The organism is Sphingobacterium sp. IITKGP-BTPF85, from assembly GCF_001006065.1.
In the GTDB taxonomy this organism is placed as follows: Bacteria; Bacteroidota; Bacteroidia; order Sphingobacteriales; family Sphingobacteriaceae; genus Sphingobacterium; species Sphingobacterium anhuiense.
The window spans coordinates 1-16,343 of sequence record NZ_ASZT02000123.1 but is presented as its reverse complement, the minus strand read 5'-3'; the positions used below and the strand labels follow the sequence as shown (position 1 = coordinate 16,343).

The 16,343-nt window shown below is 35.7% G+C and carries 13 protein-coding genes, 1 tRNA gene and 4 pseudogenes; 12 read left to right on the top strand and 6 right to left on the bottom strand.

Annotation, left to right across the window (positions count from 1 at the left end; all coding sequences use genetic code 11):
• Positions 1–160 precede the first annotated feature (160 nt).
• The 4 genes and pseudogenes from L950_RS34070 to L950_RS30750 form a co-directional block, all read right to left on the bottom strand.
• On the bottom strand, positions 161–778 hold the full coding sequence (locus tag L950_RS34070; RefSeq protein ID WP_231577454.1) for a 3-hydroxyacyl-CoA dehydrogenase family protein: 618 nt from the start codon (positions 776–778) through the stop codon (positions 161–163).
• A 117-nt stretch (positions 779–895) separates the two neighbouring features.
• Positions 896–1,959, bottom strand: a pseudogene (locus tag L950_RS34065) (3-hydroxyacyl-CoA dehydrogenase NAD-binding domain-containing protein); the annotation flags it as partial.
• Positions 1,960–2,338: 379 nt separating this feature from the next.
• A pseudogene (locus L950_RS30755) lies at positions 2,339–2,817 on the bottom strand (acyl-CoA dehydrogenase family protein).
• Between the two features lie 146 nt (positions 2,818–2,963).
• Complete coding sequence (locus L950_RS30750; RefSeq protein WP_231577453.1) at positions 2,964–3,440, bottom strand: acyl-CoA dehydrogenase family protein; 477 nt, start codon at positions 3,438–3,440, stop codon at positions 2,964–2,966.
• A gap of 451 nt (positions 3,441–3,891) precedes the next feature.
• Between L950_RS30750 and L950_RS37485 the strand changes: the two are divergent.
• The 6 genes and pseudogenes from L950_RS37485 to L950_RS19245 all read left to right on the top strand — a co-directional run bounded on the left by L950_RS37485 (position 3,892) and on the right by L950_RS19245 (position 8,326).
• Positions 3,892–5,074, top strand: a pseudogene (locus tag L950_RS37485) (thiolase family protein).
• Between the two features lie 450 nt (positions 5,075–5,524).
• Complete coding sequence (locus L950_RS19265) at positions 5,525–6,316, top strand: ATP-binding cassette domain-containing protein (protein WP_021191997.1); 792 nt, start codon at positions 5,525–5,527, stop codon at positions 6,314–6,316.
• Complete coding sequence (locus L950_RS19260) at positions 6,300–7,082, top strand: hypothetical protein (protein ID WP_031289418.1); 783 nt, start codon at positions 6,300–6,302, stop codon at positions 7,080–7,082. The genes L950_RS19265 and L950_RS19260 overlap by 17 nt, the downstream gene beginning before the upstream one ends.
• A gap of 33 nt (positions 7,083–7,115) precedes the next feature.
• Positions 7,116–7,307, top strand: coding sequence for a GntR family transcriptional regulator (locus tag L950_RS34060; protein WP_231577452.1), 192 nt, complete (start codon positions 7,116–7,118; stop codon positions 7,305–7,307).
• Positions 7,308–7,493: 186 nt separating this feature from the next.
• Positions 7,494–7,943: a hypothetical protein gene (locus L950_RS19250; RefSeq protein ID WP_021191994.1), complete on the top strand. Its 450-nt coding sequence runs from the start codon at positions 7,494–7,496 to the stop codon at positions 7,941–7,943.
• Positions 7,944–8,014: 71 nt separating this feature from the next.
• A complete protein-coding gene (locus tag L950_RS19245; RefSeq protein WP_021191993.1) occupies positions 8,015–8,326 on the top strand; it encodes a hypothetical protein in 312 nt (103 codons plus the stop codon).
• Between the two features lie 120 nt (positions 8,327–8,446).
• Here L950_RS19245 and L950_RS19240 read toward each other — a convergent pair whose 3' ends face one another.
• On the bottom strand, positions 8,447–8,953 hold the full coding sequence (locus L950_RS19240) for an ecotin family protein (RefSeq protein ID WP_021191992.1): 507 nt from the start codon (positions 8,951–8,953) through the stop codon (positions 8,447–8,449).
• 212 nt (positions 8,954–9,165) lie between these two features.
• Positions 9,166–9,900 (bottom strand): SIMPL domain-containing protein, encoded by a 735-nt coding sequence (locus L950_RS19235; RefSeq protein WP_031289417.1) that lies wholly within the window; start codon positions 9,898–9,900, stop codon positions 9,166–9,168.
• Between the two features lie 138 nt (positions 9,901–10,038).
• On the opposite strand from L950_RS19235, the gene L950_RS34055 reads away from it, so the two are divergent.
• The 6 genes and pseudogenes from L950_RS34055 to L950_RS19215 all read left to right on the top strand — a co-directional run bounded on the left by L950_RS34055 (position 10,039) and on the right by L950_RS19215 (position 16,154).
• Positions 10,039–11,454 carry a hypothetical protein gene (locus L950_RS34055; protein WP_231577451.1) on the top strand — a complete coding sequence of 472 codons (1,416 nt, stop codon included), beginning with the start codon at positions 10,039–10,041 and terminating at the stop codon, positions 11,452–11,454.
• The gene (locus L950_RS34050) at positions 11,438–11,590 is read left to right on the top strand and encodes a hypothetical protein (RefSeq protein ID WP_231577450.1); all 153 of its coding nucleotides are present in this window, start codon (positions 11,438–11,440) and stop codon (positions 11,588–11,590) included. The genes L950_RS34055 and L950_RS34050 overlap by 17 nt, the downstream gene beginning before the upstream one ends.
• Positions 11,527–12,834, top strand: a complete 1,308-nt coding sequence (locus tag L950_RS34045; protein ID WP_231577449.1) for an alpha/beta hydrolase family protein — start codon at positions 11,527–11,529, stop codon at positions 12,832–12,834. The genes L950_RS34050 and L950_RS34045 overlap by 64 nt, the downstream gene beginning before the upstream one ends.
• 185 nt (positions 12,835–13,019) lie before the next feature.
• Positions 13,020–15,205 (top strand): annotated as a pseudogene (locus L950_RS19225) (glutamine synthetase III).
• A gap of 206 nt (positions 15,206–15,411) precedes the next feature.
• A complete protein-coding gene (locus tag L950_RS19220) occupies positions 15,412–15,840 on the top strand; it encodes a c-type cytochrome (RefSeq protein ID WP_021191989.1) in 429 nt (142 codons plus the stop codon).
• A 234-nt stretch (positions 15,841–16,074) separates the two neighbouring features.
• Positions 16,075–16,154, top strand: a tRNA-Leu gene (locus L950_RS19215).
• Positions 16,155–16,343: the final 189 nt, after the last annotated feature.

Sequence of the window (16,343 nt, the reverse complement as noted above, 5' to 3'; positions counted from 1 at the left end):
CTTTTCAGGACGAGACATAGTTAGTTAGTTAGTTAGTTAGTTAGTTAGTTAGTTAGTTAGTTAGTTAGTTAGTTAGTTAGTTAGTTAGTTAGTTAGTTAGTTAGTTAAAGAAGGTTTTCATAAAGGTTTTTTTAAAACCTTTATGAAACCTTTTTTGAATTTATAAATTTTGTTTTTGGATAGGCCAGTTGGATTGAAGGCCTAAATAAAAGGTGAAATTTTCTGCGGCGAGCTGATGTAATGAGGTTGGAATCATCCATTGTTCACCTAGTCGCTCAAAACGCTGACAGTCTTTTACAAATTTTTGGAGGCCAACTTGGTCTATATGACCAAAGGCACCACCAGTATGAATGGGATAGCCAATCCCTAAGGTAGCGCCGATATCGCCATCGATCGGCCTGTCGAGTATCCCTTCTATTAAGCATCGGTAACTATCCAATGCCATAACATGTAATAATCGATCCTGAATGTTGATGGTTTCGGGCAATGTAGTTAAGGTCGGTAAATTCGAATCTTGCCAAATTGTTTTTTTTCCAGATGCAATTTCATAGTCATAAAAACCTCGATTGGATTTTCGTCCATTTCGTCCACTATCCACAAGTTTTTTTAAGTAATCATAACATCGCCTCTGGCTTGGATGTAGATGGGGTAGCTGGTCGTATACATGCAGCATAAGCGATAGCGAAATTTCATCAAGAACTGCCAAAGGACCAACAGCAAAACCAGCATTTATTGCCTGTTCATCAATGAGAGATGCAGGAATACCTTCCAACAGCATCGTCACTGCTTCCAGTAGGTAGTTGAAAAAAATACGGGAAGTAAAGAATGCAGGGCCATCATGTACAACAATTGGAATCTTTCCCAGTTGACGGACTACTTGTAGAGCCTTAGACAGGGTTTGTTCACTTGTCTGATTCCCGCGTATGATTTCTACTAAAGCCATTCGATCTACAGGTGAAAAAAATGCATTCCAATAAAGTTTTCTGGTTTCGGACTTACTAAAGCCAATTCACTGATGGGTAATGATGTGGTATTGGAAGCAAAAAAACCATTATTATTTAGGAAAGGAAGTGTTTCAGTACTGACAGCCGCCTTAAGATTTTTGTCTTCAAACACAGCTTCAATAATGAGATCAACTTCTCCAAAATCTTTTGTCTGATCTGTAGGGGAGATTCGGGAGAGGAGAGCCTGTCTTTTTTCTTCATTCATTTTTCCCAGTTCCACCCATTTTGCTGATACTTTTTCTGCATATTTTTTTCCTTGCTCTGCTTGTTGTAAAGTCACATCTTTCAAGATAACATCAATTCCTGAGCGGGCAGCTTCGAATGCAATTCCAGACCCCATCATACCAGCGCCTAATATTGCCATCCTTTGTAACTCGAAAGGGGTATTGACTAATGGATCTGTAGCTTTTGTAGCTTCATTTATACCGAAGTACTGGGTCCGGATGATACTGCAGGTAATAGGATCGCGCAGGGTCTGGATAAAATACGCTATTTCAATACGGAGTGCTTCTTGTTTTGAAAGATTGTGTTTTTGATAAATAACTGCCATACAGTTGTCTATGTTTGGCTTAATTCCTAAGTTACGTTTTTTGATGGGTACGGTAAGATTATCCCATTGTGCTTCATCCCATGGTGGAGTTTGTTTCTGAGCCTGTTCATGCACATGTTCTAAGATCCATGTTTTGGCAAGAAAGATTGCATGATCTATATTTGAAGAAATGAGATCGATTAAACCTATTTCTTTAGCTTTTTGTGCTGTGATTATTTTAGCCTGTAGCACCAATGGAAGAGCATCTTGTGCATCAAGTATCTCTGTTATTTGTATCGTGGCACCAAACCCTGGAAATAACCCATAGTTGACTTCTGGAAATCCTATTTTTATCTGCTCAAGGGCAATCCGGCAGTGTGCCCATAGTTGTGTCGAAAGCTGTAAACTCATACAATCACTGTCCATTAGACCGACAATGGGTTTCTTTTGTTGGTTAAGCTCATTAAAATTTGACAGGAGTGATTTCAAACGTAGCTTAAATGAATTTTCATCTGATGCTTGTTGAAGTAAAATATCATAGTTAATAGCTTGGCCTATAAGTGGATTTTTGAATATTATTCCTTTTACTTCAGTGAGATCAATCTGATCACGGATGATGGTCACAAATTCTTCTAATCGCTCTAAGTCATTTTCATGGATAGTTTCTGTAGAAATTAAGGGGCTAATCAATACGACTCCCTGTTCATCTCTTTCACTTAAGAAATAAGTAAAATATGTAGGATTAATTTTCTGCATTTTTTTAGGTGTTATATTCCCTTATGGGGAGTTGCAGTATAGAGTTTAATTAATTTGAAGAAATTGTTTTATCGGATTTGGATTGATAATTGACTTTATCAATTGTCATTTTAGCAATAATTTCCAACATGATTTCAGATGTTCCCCCGATAATGGTACCGACTCTTATATCACGGTACAGACGGGCTATTTTGAAATCTTCTGTAAAGGCATAACCACCAAAAGTTGAAAACATTGGCTTACAATACGGACCGCAAGCTCACTCGCCTGTAATTTCGCAATCGAACATTCTTTAACTGCATATTTTCCAAGTTGTTGCAAATCGCAACAAGCATATATAAATGCTTTTGTTGTAGCGATATCTGCAACCATTTGTGCAACGCGATGTCTCACTACTTGGAAATCTTGCAGTTTATGCTTAAATACTTCACGTTTGTTAATATATTCTAGGGTATACTGTAAGGCAGAATCTGCTGTAGCAATGCTTTGGATTGCTGCGGTCAGGCGTTCCAGTTGTAGTCCGTCCATCAGGTAACTAAAACCCGCACCTTCTTCACCTATTAAATGTGAAATGGGGACTTTTACCTGATCAAAACCTAATTCTGCTGTATCAGAAGCATGCCAGCCCATTTTATTGATTTTGGTTGCTGTTACTCCTAAAGCATGACGGTCGATCAAGAGCAAACTGATACCTTTACTACCTTTGGTCGGATCGGTTTTAACAGCAGTAATAAAAAATCGCCATAGTAACCATTGGTGATAAAAGTTTTCGAACCGTTAACAATATAATGATCACCTTCCCGGATAGCAGTTGTTTGGATTTTTTGTACATCAGATCCGGCACCTGGTTCCGTAATAGCTACTGCACTGACCAAATCTCCAGCAATAACACCTTTTAAATATTTTTCTTTTAATTCTTCAGAGGCATACTTGAGTAAGTATGGCGCTGACATATATTGAATGACTAATGCTGTTATCGTAAATCCTCCCGAAAAGCACTGAGAGAGCTCTTCGCACAGAATCATGGAATAATAAAAATCAAGGTCGAGCCCACCATAAACTTCTGGATAATTAAGACCTATAAAGCCCATGTCGCCCATTTTTTTCCAAATGGCACGATCTATTTTACCTTCTTCTTCCCACTGATCAATATGAGGCAGGATCTCTTTACGGATAAATGCTTTTAAACTTTCGCGAATACGTGGTGCTCAACTGTCAATTGTGTTGCTTGCATATGCTATCAAGTTTTATTGGTTATATTTTCTCTTTTGGATTTGGTGATCCAAATAAGTTGAAGCTAATTTAAATTAAAAAGCTGACGTTTCCATTTATTTGAAAGTTAATTTTTATGATAACTTATTTTTATGGGAGAGTGTTCGCTTGATTTAAGTGTTTTAGGCTCATTTATAAGCTTATTAAAGATTTCTGTTTAACCGATTCATTTACTGTTTACTATTTTTTTGTACCTTTAAATATAACTTTATGATAACGCTCTACTGTTTGTTTTCTTTGTATGTCAATTGGGATTCGTAGTTCGGGGGAAACCGGATCTGACGTTTTGATTAAGCAAGGTAGTAGCATAGATAACCAAAATAATAAACGATGACTAAGAAAGTATTTATTGTCGCGGCGCAACGTACCGCAATAGGAAGCTTTGGAGGAGGATTATCCACTTTTAGCGCGACAGAATTAGGTGCTCAGGCTGTTAATGCAGTTTTGAAACAAGTTGCTATTGATGGAAGCGAAGTGGATGAATTATTGATGGGATGTGTTCTGCAAGCCGATTTGGGACAAGCTCCCGCTCGCCAAGTTTTAAAATATGCAAGTTTACCTGATGATATTCCTGCGACCACTATTAATAAGGTTTGTGCAAGTGGAATGAAAGCGGTAGCACTAGGTGCACAGGCTATTTTACTAGGTGATGCTCATGTCGTACTTGTTGGCGGTATGGAAGTATGAGCCGTGTGCCTTATTATGCACCTACAGTACGTTGGGGAGCGAAGTATGGTCATCAAAGTTTAGTAGATGGAGTACAGAAAGATGGACTGAGTGACGCTTATTCGCAAGACGCAATGGGTGTTTTTGGAGAATTATGTGCGATTAAATATGACATTAACCGGGAGGAGCAGGATGCTTATGCGGTATCGTCCTATACCAGAAGCCGTGATGCTTGGCAACAGGGGAAATTTGATAAGGAAGTGGCTCCGATAGCAGTTTCTACCCGAAAAGGAGAAGTTGTTGTCAAGCAAGATGAAGAATTTACGCAGGTCAATTTTGAGAAAATTTATACTTTGAAACCAGCTTTTCAAAAAGACGGAACGATTACTGCAGCAAATGCTTCTACTTTAAGTGATGGAGCTGCGGCATTATTACTGATGTCCGGTGAGAAAATGGAAGCATTGGGTTTAGAACCTTTAGCTGAAATCATAGCATATGCTGATGCGGAACAGGAACCGGAATGGTTTACAACGACGCCTAGTCTCGCCGTGAAAAAAGTATTAGCAAAAGCAGATCTAGAATTGTCTGATATTGACTTTTTTGAATTTAATGAAGCTTTTTCTGTTGTAGCATTAGTAAATGCCCGTTTGTTGGATATTTCATTGGAAGGATGAATGTTTATGGGGGGGCAGTATCTTTAGGTCACCCTCTGGGGTGTTCGGGTGCCAGAATTTTAGTAACCTTAACAAGTGTGCTGGAGCAGGAGAGAGGACAGTATGGGTTAGCAGCAATTTGCAATGGTGGCGGTGGTGCTTCTGCAATGATTATTAAAAGATGTAATGTATAGTAGCGATCAGGTTAGATATATTATCATACATACATATGGGCAGAAGGTTATACAACTGAGTTTAGAGAATATTGTTAAGTGACAGTACTCATTTACATGAAAGGTTTCTGTCTTTAACACAAACTTCTCCATCGAAGGTAAAAGACCGTTTTTCTTATATAGAGAAACGGTCTTTTGTTTGCACCTAATTTGTTCGGCATAATTACTTCTTATAACGATCGCTAATCTTTTCAATATAATGTTAGAAATCAAAAGGGTAGGCTTCTTATTTCTGATATTATATTTAAAATTGTTTGCGTTTTCTTTTATTTCTTTAATAAAAAGTACAAAATAATTTGCATTCTTATTTTTCCTTTCTATATTAGTGTATTAATTAAATAATACAGTAGTATGATAACTATTAAAAACCTAAATTTCAGCTACAGCAAATCGCGACCATTATTTAAAAATATGGATCTTCATTTACAGGAAGGGCATATTTATGGTCTTTTGGGGAAAAATGGTGCCGGCAAGTCGACGTTACTGAAGAATATGGCCGGTTTGGTCTATCCTGTAAGTGGTACGATTGAAGTGTTACAGCATGATCCTTGTAAACGCGAACCTGCTCTGCTTCAGGAAATCAGTTTTATTCCTGAGGAATTTCACTTACCAGCAGTGAAATCCGCAACTTTTGTAAAAGCGAATGCCGTTTTTTATCCAAAGTTTGATCATGCATATTTTCAAGAACTGATCAGAGAGTTTGAAATTCCGATCGAACAGAAGCTTGCAGATATGAGTTATGGGCAAAAGAAGAAATATATCATATCATTTGGTTTGGCTTCCAATACCAAAATCATGATTATGGATGAACCTACTAATGGTCTAGATATTCCTTCTAAAGTGCAGTTTCGTAAAATTATGGCCTCTGCTATTGCCGACGACCGCTGTGTTATTATCTCGACACATCAAGTACGTGATCTCGACAACCTGATCGATGCGGTTATTCTATTGGATGAACATCGGGTGGTATTAAATGCTAATGTTAATCGTATTACGGATCATATCAGCTTTAAAAAAGTACGTGAGTTGAACGATGATGTGCTATATTCAGAACCTGCGTTAGGAGGTTTTAATACCATACAGTTGAATACGATGGGCGAAGACTCTAAATTAGATCTGGAACTGTTGTTTAATGCTGTTTTACAGAAAAAAGAATTGATTACAAACCTTTTAAATGTTACTGAAGATGTCGAACGTATTTAATGTTAATCGCTTGTGTGCATTGATTCGCCGGCAGTGGATTTCTGTCGGACGCATTTATTTGATGTCACTAATTATTATTGCTGGAGTTTTTATAGCTTTTTATGGGGTTGCAATCTTTAAAAATTTTGAAGATATAAAGACAAGCTCTAATATAGGCCAAGATGTTCTTAATTTTAGAATACCGTTATTTTTTATTTTGGGATTATTTTTTATCACAGTTGTATCAAGCAGTTATTTTTCTGATTTAGGTCAAAAAACAAAGGCGATTTTTGAGTTGATGACTCCAGCTTCTTCCTTAGAGAAATTTTTAACTTCTATTTTTTATACTATTATTGTAAGCTTGTGTGCCTATTTCTTATTATTCCTTTTAGTTGATCTTGCTTTCGTATCCTATTTAAGAAGTATAGGATCTTCTATTACAACTTTTGAAACCGAACAAGGAGGAAAAGTAGTGATTGATAATTGGATGTATTTCTTCAAGCTGGAAAAATCTGAATTCTTGCCCTATTTCTATTTTTTACCCTTCATATTGAATGCCCTATTTTTATTAGGTTCTATCGCCTATAAGAATTATCAATATATTAAAACAGCTATAACCATGATTATATATGTAGCCATATGGATAATCACATTTATCTATGTCATGAAATTACGAACAGATAATACAATTGGCCTTGATAATGGTAATTATTTCGATGATAAGGTTCATGGACTTCAACTTGCTCTAGCAATTGGTATATTTTTAACATTAATTTTTGGGGATTAGCATTCTTGAGATTAAAAGAAAAGGAGGTTTAGTATGGATTTTAATGCTAACAAAGCCATTTATCTTCAGATAGCAGCATACGTATGCGATCATATTCTATTGGGGACTTGGAAAGTGGAGGATAAGCTACCTTCGGTCCGTGAACTTGCTGTACAATTGGAAGTGAATCCAAATACCGTGATGCGTACCTATGATTTGTTGCAACAAAGAAATTGTTGTCAATAAACGAGGAGTTGGATTTTTTGTGACTGATACGTCAGTAGGAAATGTAAAGGAATATCGCAAAGCTGTCTTTTTGGAAGAGGATCTTAATCCTTTTTTTAGAAATATCTATCTTTTGGAAATTAGTTTAGATGAACTAAAGCAACGGTATCAATCTTTTATCGAACAAAATTTTAAAAATAACGAATTATGAAACTGAGTAGTAAAATATTGATAGGCTTGGGGATAGCATTATTTATTATTCCTATAGTCACCACTTCTTATATTGTAGGAAATAATCGGGTTGATACAAAAGTGTATGAGGAGATGCTTCGTAAGGAAGGTAATGAACCAGATAGTAAGGATACTTATTTGAAAACATATAAAACTAAAAGTTTTACAAATTTGAATATTATCGGAAATAATAAAGGATCAATTTGTCTTTTTATTGTGAAAAGTGATAAATATGCTGTGAAGGTGGATAACAGAAGTGAGAGTGAGGTTGCAGTTTCTGTTAAGGCTGATGGTCAGTTGAATATCGGGCTCAAAGATAATGCAAAACCATACACTAAACTTATATATGTATTTACTCCCGATATCTCACGAATTAAATTATCTGAAGTTGTGATCGCTGATTTCTCAGGAAGTATGATCATTTAGAAATCATCGGAGAAAACATAGAATATTTTAAATTTAATTCAAATATAACGATCAATAAGTTGTCCTTAAGGTTGAAAAATTCTATTCTTACAAGTAGTGAATCCGTATCCATACAGATCCCGAATTTAACGTTGGATTTGGATAGCAGCGAGGTTAGTCTCGTTAAGCAAAATTATGAACAAGTGTTCATTCATGCTAAGGATTCAAAGGTTAATTTCTTTGGGAAAAATCCAGATGTAAAAGTCAAGTCTTTAAGTTTGAAAACAGTTGGACATACATCAATTGATTTGAATGATTTTCAAGTAGAAAATATTGAAGGACAGTTATCCGATGAAACCAAAACAGATTTTTCGATTCCACTTCTTAGAAGAATATTGAAGTAATGAGCTCAGGGGGGCATTTTTATTAATTATCTGATGACACAATAGGAATTATTCAATATAAAATAAAAAACGCTCTTCAAATTTAATTGAAGAGCGTTTTTTATTTTATATTGCGTTTAACTATTTCGCTTTTTTTAGAGGAACCTCAGCGGCTTGGTAAGTTTCAGGCTCAGCTTTGTAAATTTTGAATTTTACTTCATAACCCTCTGGTGCGTAAATAACGATTGGCATTCTTCCATTGTAATCGGTTATAACAGATTTAGCCTGTACAAAGCTGTTCTTTTTTTCACCCTGGCAAAGCATTTGAGTCGAAGCTACATTTCCATTTGTTTTGAAAACATAGTAATTATATCCCCATCCCTGCAGATCTTTTTTCTCAAAATCACCGGCTAAGAAGTAACTGTTACACGCGTCGGTCTCCATATATTTGCCAGCAAAAAACTCAATCTTTTTATTATTATCACCATCGATTCCTGCATGAGGGACTTCAATGACATATTTTACCATCCCTTTTTCTGGTGCTGGAAATACATTTACGTCTTGTTTAAGTAATGTCTGTGCCATAGCGGATATCGAAATTAATAAAGTAGCAACGATCATACCTGTTTTTAACATTAACTTTTTCATATATATTATTTTTACATGTGTATTATTATCAGGTTAGAGCGATCTGTATACGATAAGTTTAATCCGTTGACGATTTTTTTTATCATGAAAAGTTTTGAAAGTCGTTTTAAATCATGCTATTTTCTTGATAGACAATTTATTGTGTAACGTTTTTTTTGTGAATTTTTCTCTTGATTTAAGACTAAATGGCTTTGAAAATATCATTTTATACTTTATAATGGTAAATAGCTCGCTTTTACAGTGATGTTTGCAGTCTTTTTTCGAGATGTTGTATTGAATGCACCACCATAAGAAAATTCTTCGTTATCATTTTGACCAGTTATCTGAAAAACGCCTAAATCAGCTTTTACCAATTGACCTAAAGTGGAGGCAGATTCGGACGCTATATTCTGTGCACGTTGGTGTGCATTTTTAGAAGCCTGAGAAATGAGTTCTAATTTTAAATCTTCCAGCTTAGAATAATAGTAGTTGGGTGTACTTGAACTTAATTCAAGCCCTTGAGAGATTAACGTTGATATTTCGCGAGATGCATTATCGACTTTGTTAAGATCTTTTGATTCCACTCCAACAGTTTGCGATAAGGTATATCCAGAAAACGTATTATAGCTACTGCCTTTACCATCTGTGTGGTATTCAAATTCTTTATTAATATTAACAGCTTCAAATCTTATCTCTTCAGCTTTTAAACCCTGTGCGATCAAAAAATTGCGAACCAGCTCACGATCCTCAGCTAATTGATCTGATGCGCCTTTTAAATCGAAATTTTTACGACTGTAGCTGGCATTCCATTTTACTAAATCAGATTCAAAATCTTTTTTAGCATTTCCATTAACGGTAATCGTTTGTGAAGATTTGAATTTGTAACGGTATGCATTGCTAAAAAGGCATGCACTTGCAATAATAACAATACCTGCAATAAGTGCTATTATAATTGGATTGTATTTCATAATCATTATTCTAATCAGGTTATTTAACGTTTTATCGACTTACTATGTAGCAATCATGATACCAAAAAACTGTTATTTTTGAATTTAAATAGATAATTTGCAGTTTTTGAATCAATTTGTTGATATAAGTAATAAATAATGAATAAAAAAATCATTCTTATAGGGTTGTTAGCAATGCATGGAGCCGTTTTATTCGCTCAAAAGCAACCGCTTAACCATACGGTTTATGATGGATGGCAAAGTTTGAATGCAAGTGAAATAAGTGGTAGTGGAAAATACATCACATTTCAAGTACTGCCACAGGAGGGAGATGGAGCCTTATATGTCAAGGATAATTTAAACAAATCCATACTTGCATTACCAAGGGGATATAATGCCCGTTTGACCAATAATGAAACGCATGTCATTTCATTGATAAAGCCTAAGTTTGCTGATACACGCCAAGCGAAAATTAAGAAAAAGAAACCGGAAGAAATGCCGAAAGATTCACTTGCTATTTTTACGGTAGCGACTGGAAAGCTTTTAAAGTATGCAGAAGTTAAATCTTATAAATTGGCTGAGGAAGCTAATGGTTACTTTGGATTCTTAACGGATGATAAAGGGATAGCTCCTACAGACACCGCGACGTCAAAGACTAAAAAAGCAACTAAAATCAGCACATTGCATGTATATGATCTAGCAACAGGTGATACGGTTAATTTTCAACAGGTAGATCAATACGACTTTAATAAAGCGGGAAACAAGCTGGTTTTTACCAAAAAAACTGAAGCTAAAGATTCTACATCCAATATTGCAGGTGTTTATTTATATGATTTGACCAATAAAACATTAAAAAAGATTACAAATGGTCGCGGAACGTATAAAAACTTCACTTTTGACGATCTTGGCAATCAATTGGTCTATTTAGGAGATAAAACTGCTGAAAAATCTTTATTAAAAGAGTTTAATCTTTATTATTATACTGCACAGCTTGATTCAGCGCGCATTGCTGTTCAGAAAAATACTTCAGGAGTACCTGCAAATTGGGCAGTAAGTGGAGATGGAGAGTTAAAATTCAGTAAAAATGGGCAGAAATTATTTTTAGGATTGGCACCTATACCTAGAGTTAAGGATACGACATTAGTGGATTTTGAGCATGCGAAAGTAGACATTTGGCATTGGCAGGATGATTACTTACAGCCGCAGCAATTAGTCAATCTTAAAAAAGATCTTGCTCAAAGCTATTTGAGTGTATTTTATCCGCAACAGAATAATCGTGTGATTCCTCTAGTTGATGAGAAATTTAATCCAGTACGTACAACAATTGAAGCCGACCAAGAATATGTTTTGGCAACCACTGATTTTGGACGTAGAGTATCTACGCAGTGGGATTATAGGAGCAAACAGGATGTATATGTCGTCTCTACCGTTTCTGGTGCTCGTCAGTTGGTAGCTGAAATTTATCAGGACAAGCTGTTTTATCACCAGATGGTCAGTATGTGCTGTATTTTAATCAGGATAGTGGCAATTGGTATTCGTATCAAATTGCCTCCAAAAAGTGTCGATATTAAATGATGGTCTTCCTGTATCCTTTGTCGATGAGGATAATGATATGCCGGCAAAACCAGAAGGCTATGGTATGGCCGCTTGGGGAGCGACAATAAAGGAGTATATGTTTATGATAAATATGATATCTGGTATTTCGCTTTAGATGGATCGGATAAATATTTAGCCACAAATGGATATGGAAGGGTATCCAGTACCGTATTGCGTTATAAGAACTTAACACATCCGCGAAATAGCAAGTGGAAATCCAACACACTTGATGAGCGTCAACGTGTTTTGCTAACTGCTTTTAATGAAAAGACCAAAGAGAATGGTTTTTATGAATTGAGAGGTAAGCGGAAAGATCCAAAAGAGATCTTGATGGCACCAAAGGTTTTTAGAAATTTACAAGCATCCGAAGATCAGAAATATCTGATTTATTCAAAAGAAGATTATGTCAATAGTCCTGATTTATATGTGAATAGCAATACGTTTAAAAAGGAAGAAAAATTGACCGAGTTGAATCTGCAGCAAGCGAATTACAATTGGGGAACCGCGGAGTTGGTACAATGGACTACACCTGCTGGTCATGCTGCAGAAGGTATTCTGTACAAACCGGAAGATTTTGATCCGAATAAGAAATATCCAATTATTGCTTATTTCTATGAAAAATTATCAGAAGGACTATATAGTTACCAAGCGCCGGCGCCCACACCGTCTCGTTTGAACATACCTTATTTTGTAAGTAATGGTTATTTGGTTTTTGCGCCTGATATTTCATATGTTACAGGTGAGCCTGGTAAATCTGCGGAAGAATATATTAATTCAGGAATGAAGCATCTGGCGCAGAATAATTGGGTAGATTCATCTAAAATGGGTATCCAAGGACAAAGCTGGGGAGGCTACCAAGTGGCGCATTTAATAACAGCTACCAATATGTATGCAGCAGCTTGGGCAGGTGCTCCAGTTGTGAATATGACTTCAGCGTATGGGGGTATTCGTTGGCAAACAGGCATGTCCCGTCAGTTTCAGTATGAAAATACACAAAGTAGAATTGGTAAGACCCTATGGGAAGGGCAAGAAGCTTATCTAGCCAATTCACCTTTATTTCATTTGAATAAAGTGACAACACCAGTCGTTATTATGGCAAATGATAATGATGGAGCAGTGCCATGGTACCAAGGCATCGAAATGTTTACGGCATTAAGACGCTTACAAAAACCTGTTTGGATGCTTAACTACAATGGTGACGAACATAATTTGTTGTTAAGACAGAATAGAAAAGATATTCAAATACGAGAGCAACAGTTTTTTGATCACTATTTAAAAGGAGCGCCTGCTCCGAAATGGTTGAAATCTGGAGTTCCCGCAAAAGAAAAAGGAATCGATTGGGGGTTTTCTAGTGAATAATTTTAAAAAGAGCTTATTTGTTACAAATAAGCTCTTTTTTTTATGTCTAATTGTAATTTTTTAAAGTTTTCAATAAAAATATTAAAAAAATTTCAATTTTTATTGAAAACAACATACTTTTACAAAGTAATTTGATGGAAAGATCAAAAATAGGGTATAAAAAAACTTAAAATCTCAATCACATAATGTCTAACTTAAGATTTAAATCTGTCGAAGCAGCTGTATCTCGCAAAAATGCTTCTTTAAAAGTAGAAACTAAAAAAGCTACCGATATTTACGGTAAGAATGTTTTTTCAATTGCGAAGATGAAAGATTATCTTCCTAAAAACTCTTACAAGGAATTAGCACAGGCAATCGAAGATGGAAGTGCAATTTCTCGTGATTTAGCGGAGCATATTTCACAGGCGATGAAAAGTTGGTCACTATCTAATGGTGCTACGCATTATACACACTGGTTCCAACCTTTGACAGGATCTACTGCTGAAAAGCACGATGCTTTCTTTGAGCCGGATGATAATGGTGAAGCTATTGAGAAGTTTACCGCAGATGCTTTGGTACAGCAAGAGCCTGATGCATCAAGTTTTCCAAATGGAGGTATTCGTAATACATTCGAGGCACGTGGCTATACAGCTTGGGATACTTCATCACCAGCTTTCCTTTATGAAACAGGTTCAGGTAAAACATTATGTATCCCAACAGTTTTTGTATCATACACAGGCGAGGCATTAGATTATAAAGCTCCTTTGTTAAAAGCTGTAAGTGCTATTGACAAAGCTTCTACTGAGGTAGCACAATACTTCGATAAACAAATTACAAAAGTAAATGCTTCTTTGGGTATTGAACAAGAATATTTTTTAGTTGATCTTTCTTTATATAATGCACGTCCAGATTTACAATTGACAGGACGTACTTTATTCGGTCATATGTCCGCAAAAGGACAACAATTGGATGATCATTATTTCGGAGCGATCCCTGAGCGTGTTTTAGCATTCATGGTCGATTTGGAAAATGAAGCTTTGAAATTAGGTATTCCATTAAAAACTCGTCACAACGAGGTTGCTCCTTCTCAATTTGAGTGTGCGCCTATGTATGAGGAAATCAACTTAGCAATTGATCATAACCAATTGTTACAGAATTTAATGGACCAAGTGGCAATGCGTCACCATTTCAAAGTGTTATTACACGAGAAACCTTATAGCGGTGTCAATGGTTCTGGTAAACATAATAACTGGTCTTTGATTACCAATACAGGTGTTAATTTATTGTCTCCTGGTAAGACTCCAAAAAATAACCTAATGTTCTTGACATTCTTTGTTAATACCATTAAGGCTGTTTATGAACATGCGGATTTATTACGTGCATCGATTGCTAGTGCAAGTAATGATCACCGTTTAGGTGCAAATGAGGCTCCTCCTGCTATTATTTCAATCTTCTTAGGCTCTCAGTTAGATGATCTTTTAGAAGAAGTTGAATCGGCTCGTGTTGCTAAAAAAGTAAAATCTGAAGCGAACTTATGGCATGGTATTCCTAAAGTTCCTGAATTGAGATTGGATAATACAGATCGTAACCGTACTTCCCCATTTGCTTTTACAGGTAATAAGTTTGAATTTAGAGCTGTAGGTTCTTCTGCGAACTCTGCATTACCAATGACCGTATTAAATGTTATTGTTGCGAATCAATTGATCGAATTTAAGATCGAAGTTGATAAGCAAATTAAAAAAGGCATTAAGAAAGATTTAGCATTATTGAATGTTGTGCGTAAATACATCAAAGATTCTAAATCAATCCGTTTTGAAGGTAATGGTTATAGCGAAGAGTGGGAGAAAGAAGCTGAGGCAAGAGGCTTGTCGAATATCAAATCTACTCCGAAAGCTTTAGACGTTTACGTAAAAGAAGAGTCGATCGAGTTATTTGAGAAATTAGGTATTTATACAAAACGTGAAAGTGAAGCACGTCATGAAATTTTGTTGGAAAACTTTTACAAAAAACTTCAGATCGAAGCTCGTGTTATTGAAGATATCGTCAATAATCAGATTGCTCCTGCATGTTTGATCTATCAAAACGAATTGATCAAAAACGTACAAGGTCTGAAAGATCTAGGATTCGGAAAAGAGGCATATAGCTCTCAGTTTAACTTCTTAGAGCGTATTTCATTACACGTTAATACTGTTCTTGAGAAAACAGAGGCGATGCGTAAAGAACGTAAAAATGCAAATCAAATCGAAGATATGCGCGAAAAATCAATCGCATATGATGAGGTTGTTAAACCTTATTTTGATGAGATTCGTTACCATGTCAATAAATTAGAGAAAATTGTTGATGATCAAAATGGCCATTACCGAAACTTCGCGAACTGTTGTTCATTAGCTAAGAATTGGTAAATTAGGTATCATTTAAATTGATACATCTTGAAAGCGCGCGATATTTTATCGGGCGCTTTCTTTTTGCACCTTAACTGGTTACGGTGCAAAAGTCAATATTGTAACAATCTACTGTATTGTCATATTAATTTCATTTTATCATAGGTTATTCGTTGTTCTTTTTTTACATTTAGTTATTAAAAGAAGAAGAAGAAAAATGAAGAAGTTTAATTTTAAATACAGGAAAATATCCTTAGTTACTGCAGTGATTGCAACTGCGATGACTTTAAGTGCTTTTATTCCCAATCAGGAAAAACCAAAGGAAGAAAAGTTTACCAATCTAAAAGTACTCCCTAAAAATATAACTCCAGATGAGTTAAAGTTAGTGATGCGCGAATTTAATAGCTCCTTGGGAGTCAAATGTGGATTCTGCCATACTCCTTCAAAAGATGATCCTAAGAAAATGGAATTTGCGAGTGACGAGAATAAGCATAAAAGTATAGCACGTGACATGATGAAGATGACAGCCAAGATCAATAAAAAATATTTCCATAGAGCAAATAAGGAAGGGGAGATCAAGGCAATTTCATGTAAAACATGTCATAATGGAAAGGAAAACCCTGAAATGAAAATTGCGAGTTTATAGCATTGCTCCATAAGGTAGTTCAAGCTTACTATTATCATTTGGCTTGATTGAGAATCAATATCCGATAAAGATTATAAACCTGTCGATATTTGTGATCTTTATTTTTTTATTAAAAAAATAAAGTCGTTCATAATCAGTTATTTTCTTGTTTAGGTGCATTTTTATTTTGCATATATCAAAAGAATATCTACATTTGCATCACTCCAAACAACGAAATACTTGTTTGAACGGACCGCCCGGATGGCGGAATTGGTAGACGCGCTAGTCTCAAACACTAGTGGGAAACCGTGCCGGTTCGATCCCGGCTCCGGGTACCGAAAAAGGATCTGAAGTTAATTCTTCAGATCCTTTTCTTTTATAAAACCTACTCCTGTTGTTTCACACAAGTCTTTTTTTTATCAAAAGGGTACCCTAATGAGGTATTTGTCACTTTAAAAAGAGTTTAAACATGCTGAACGACTTACTTTGTGGATAGTATGTTCTAGAATTGGAGCTTCTTTTTT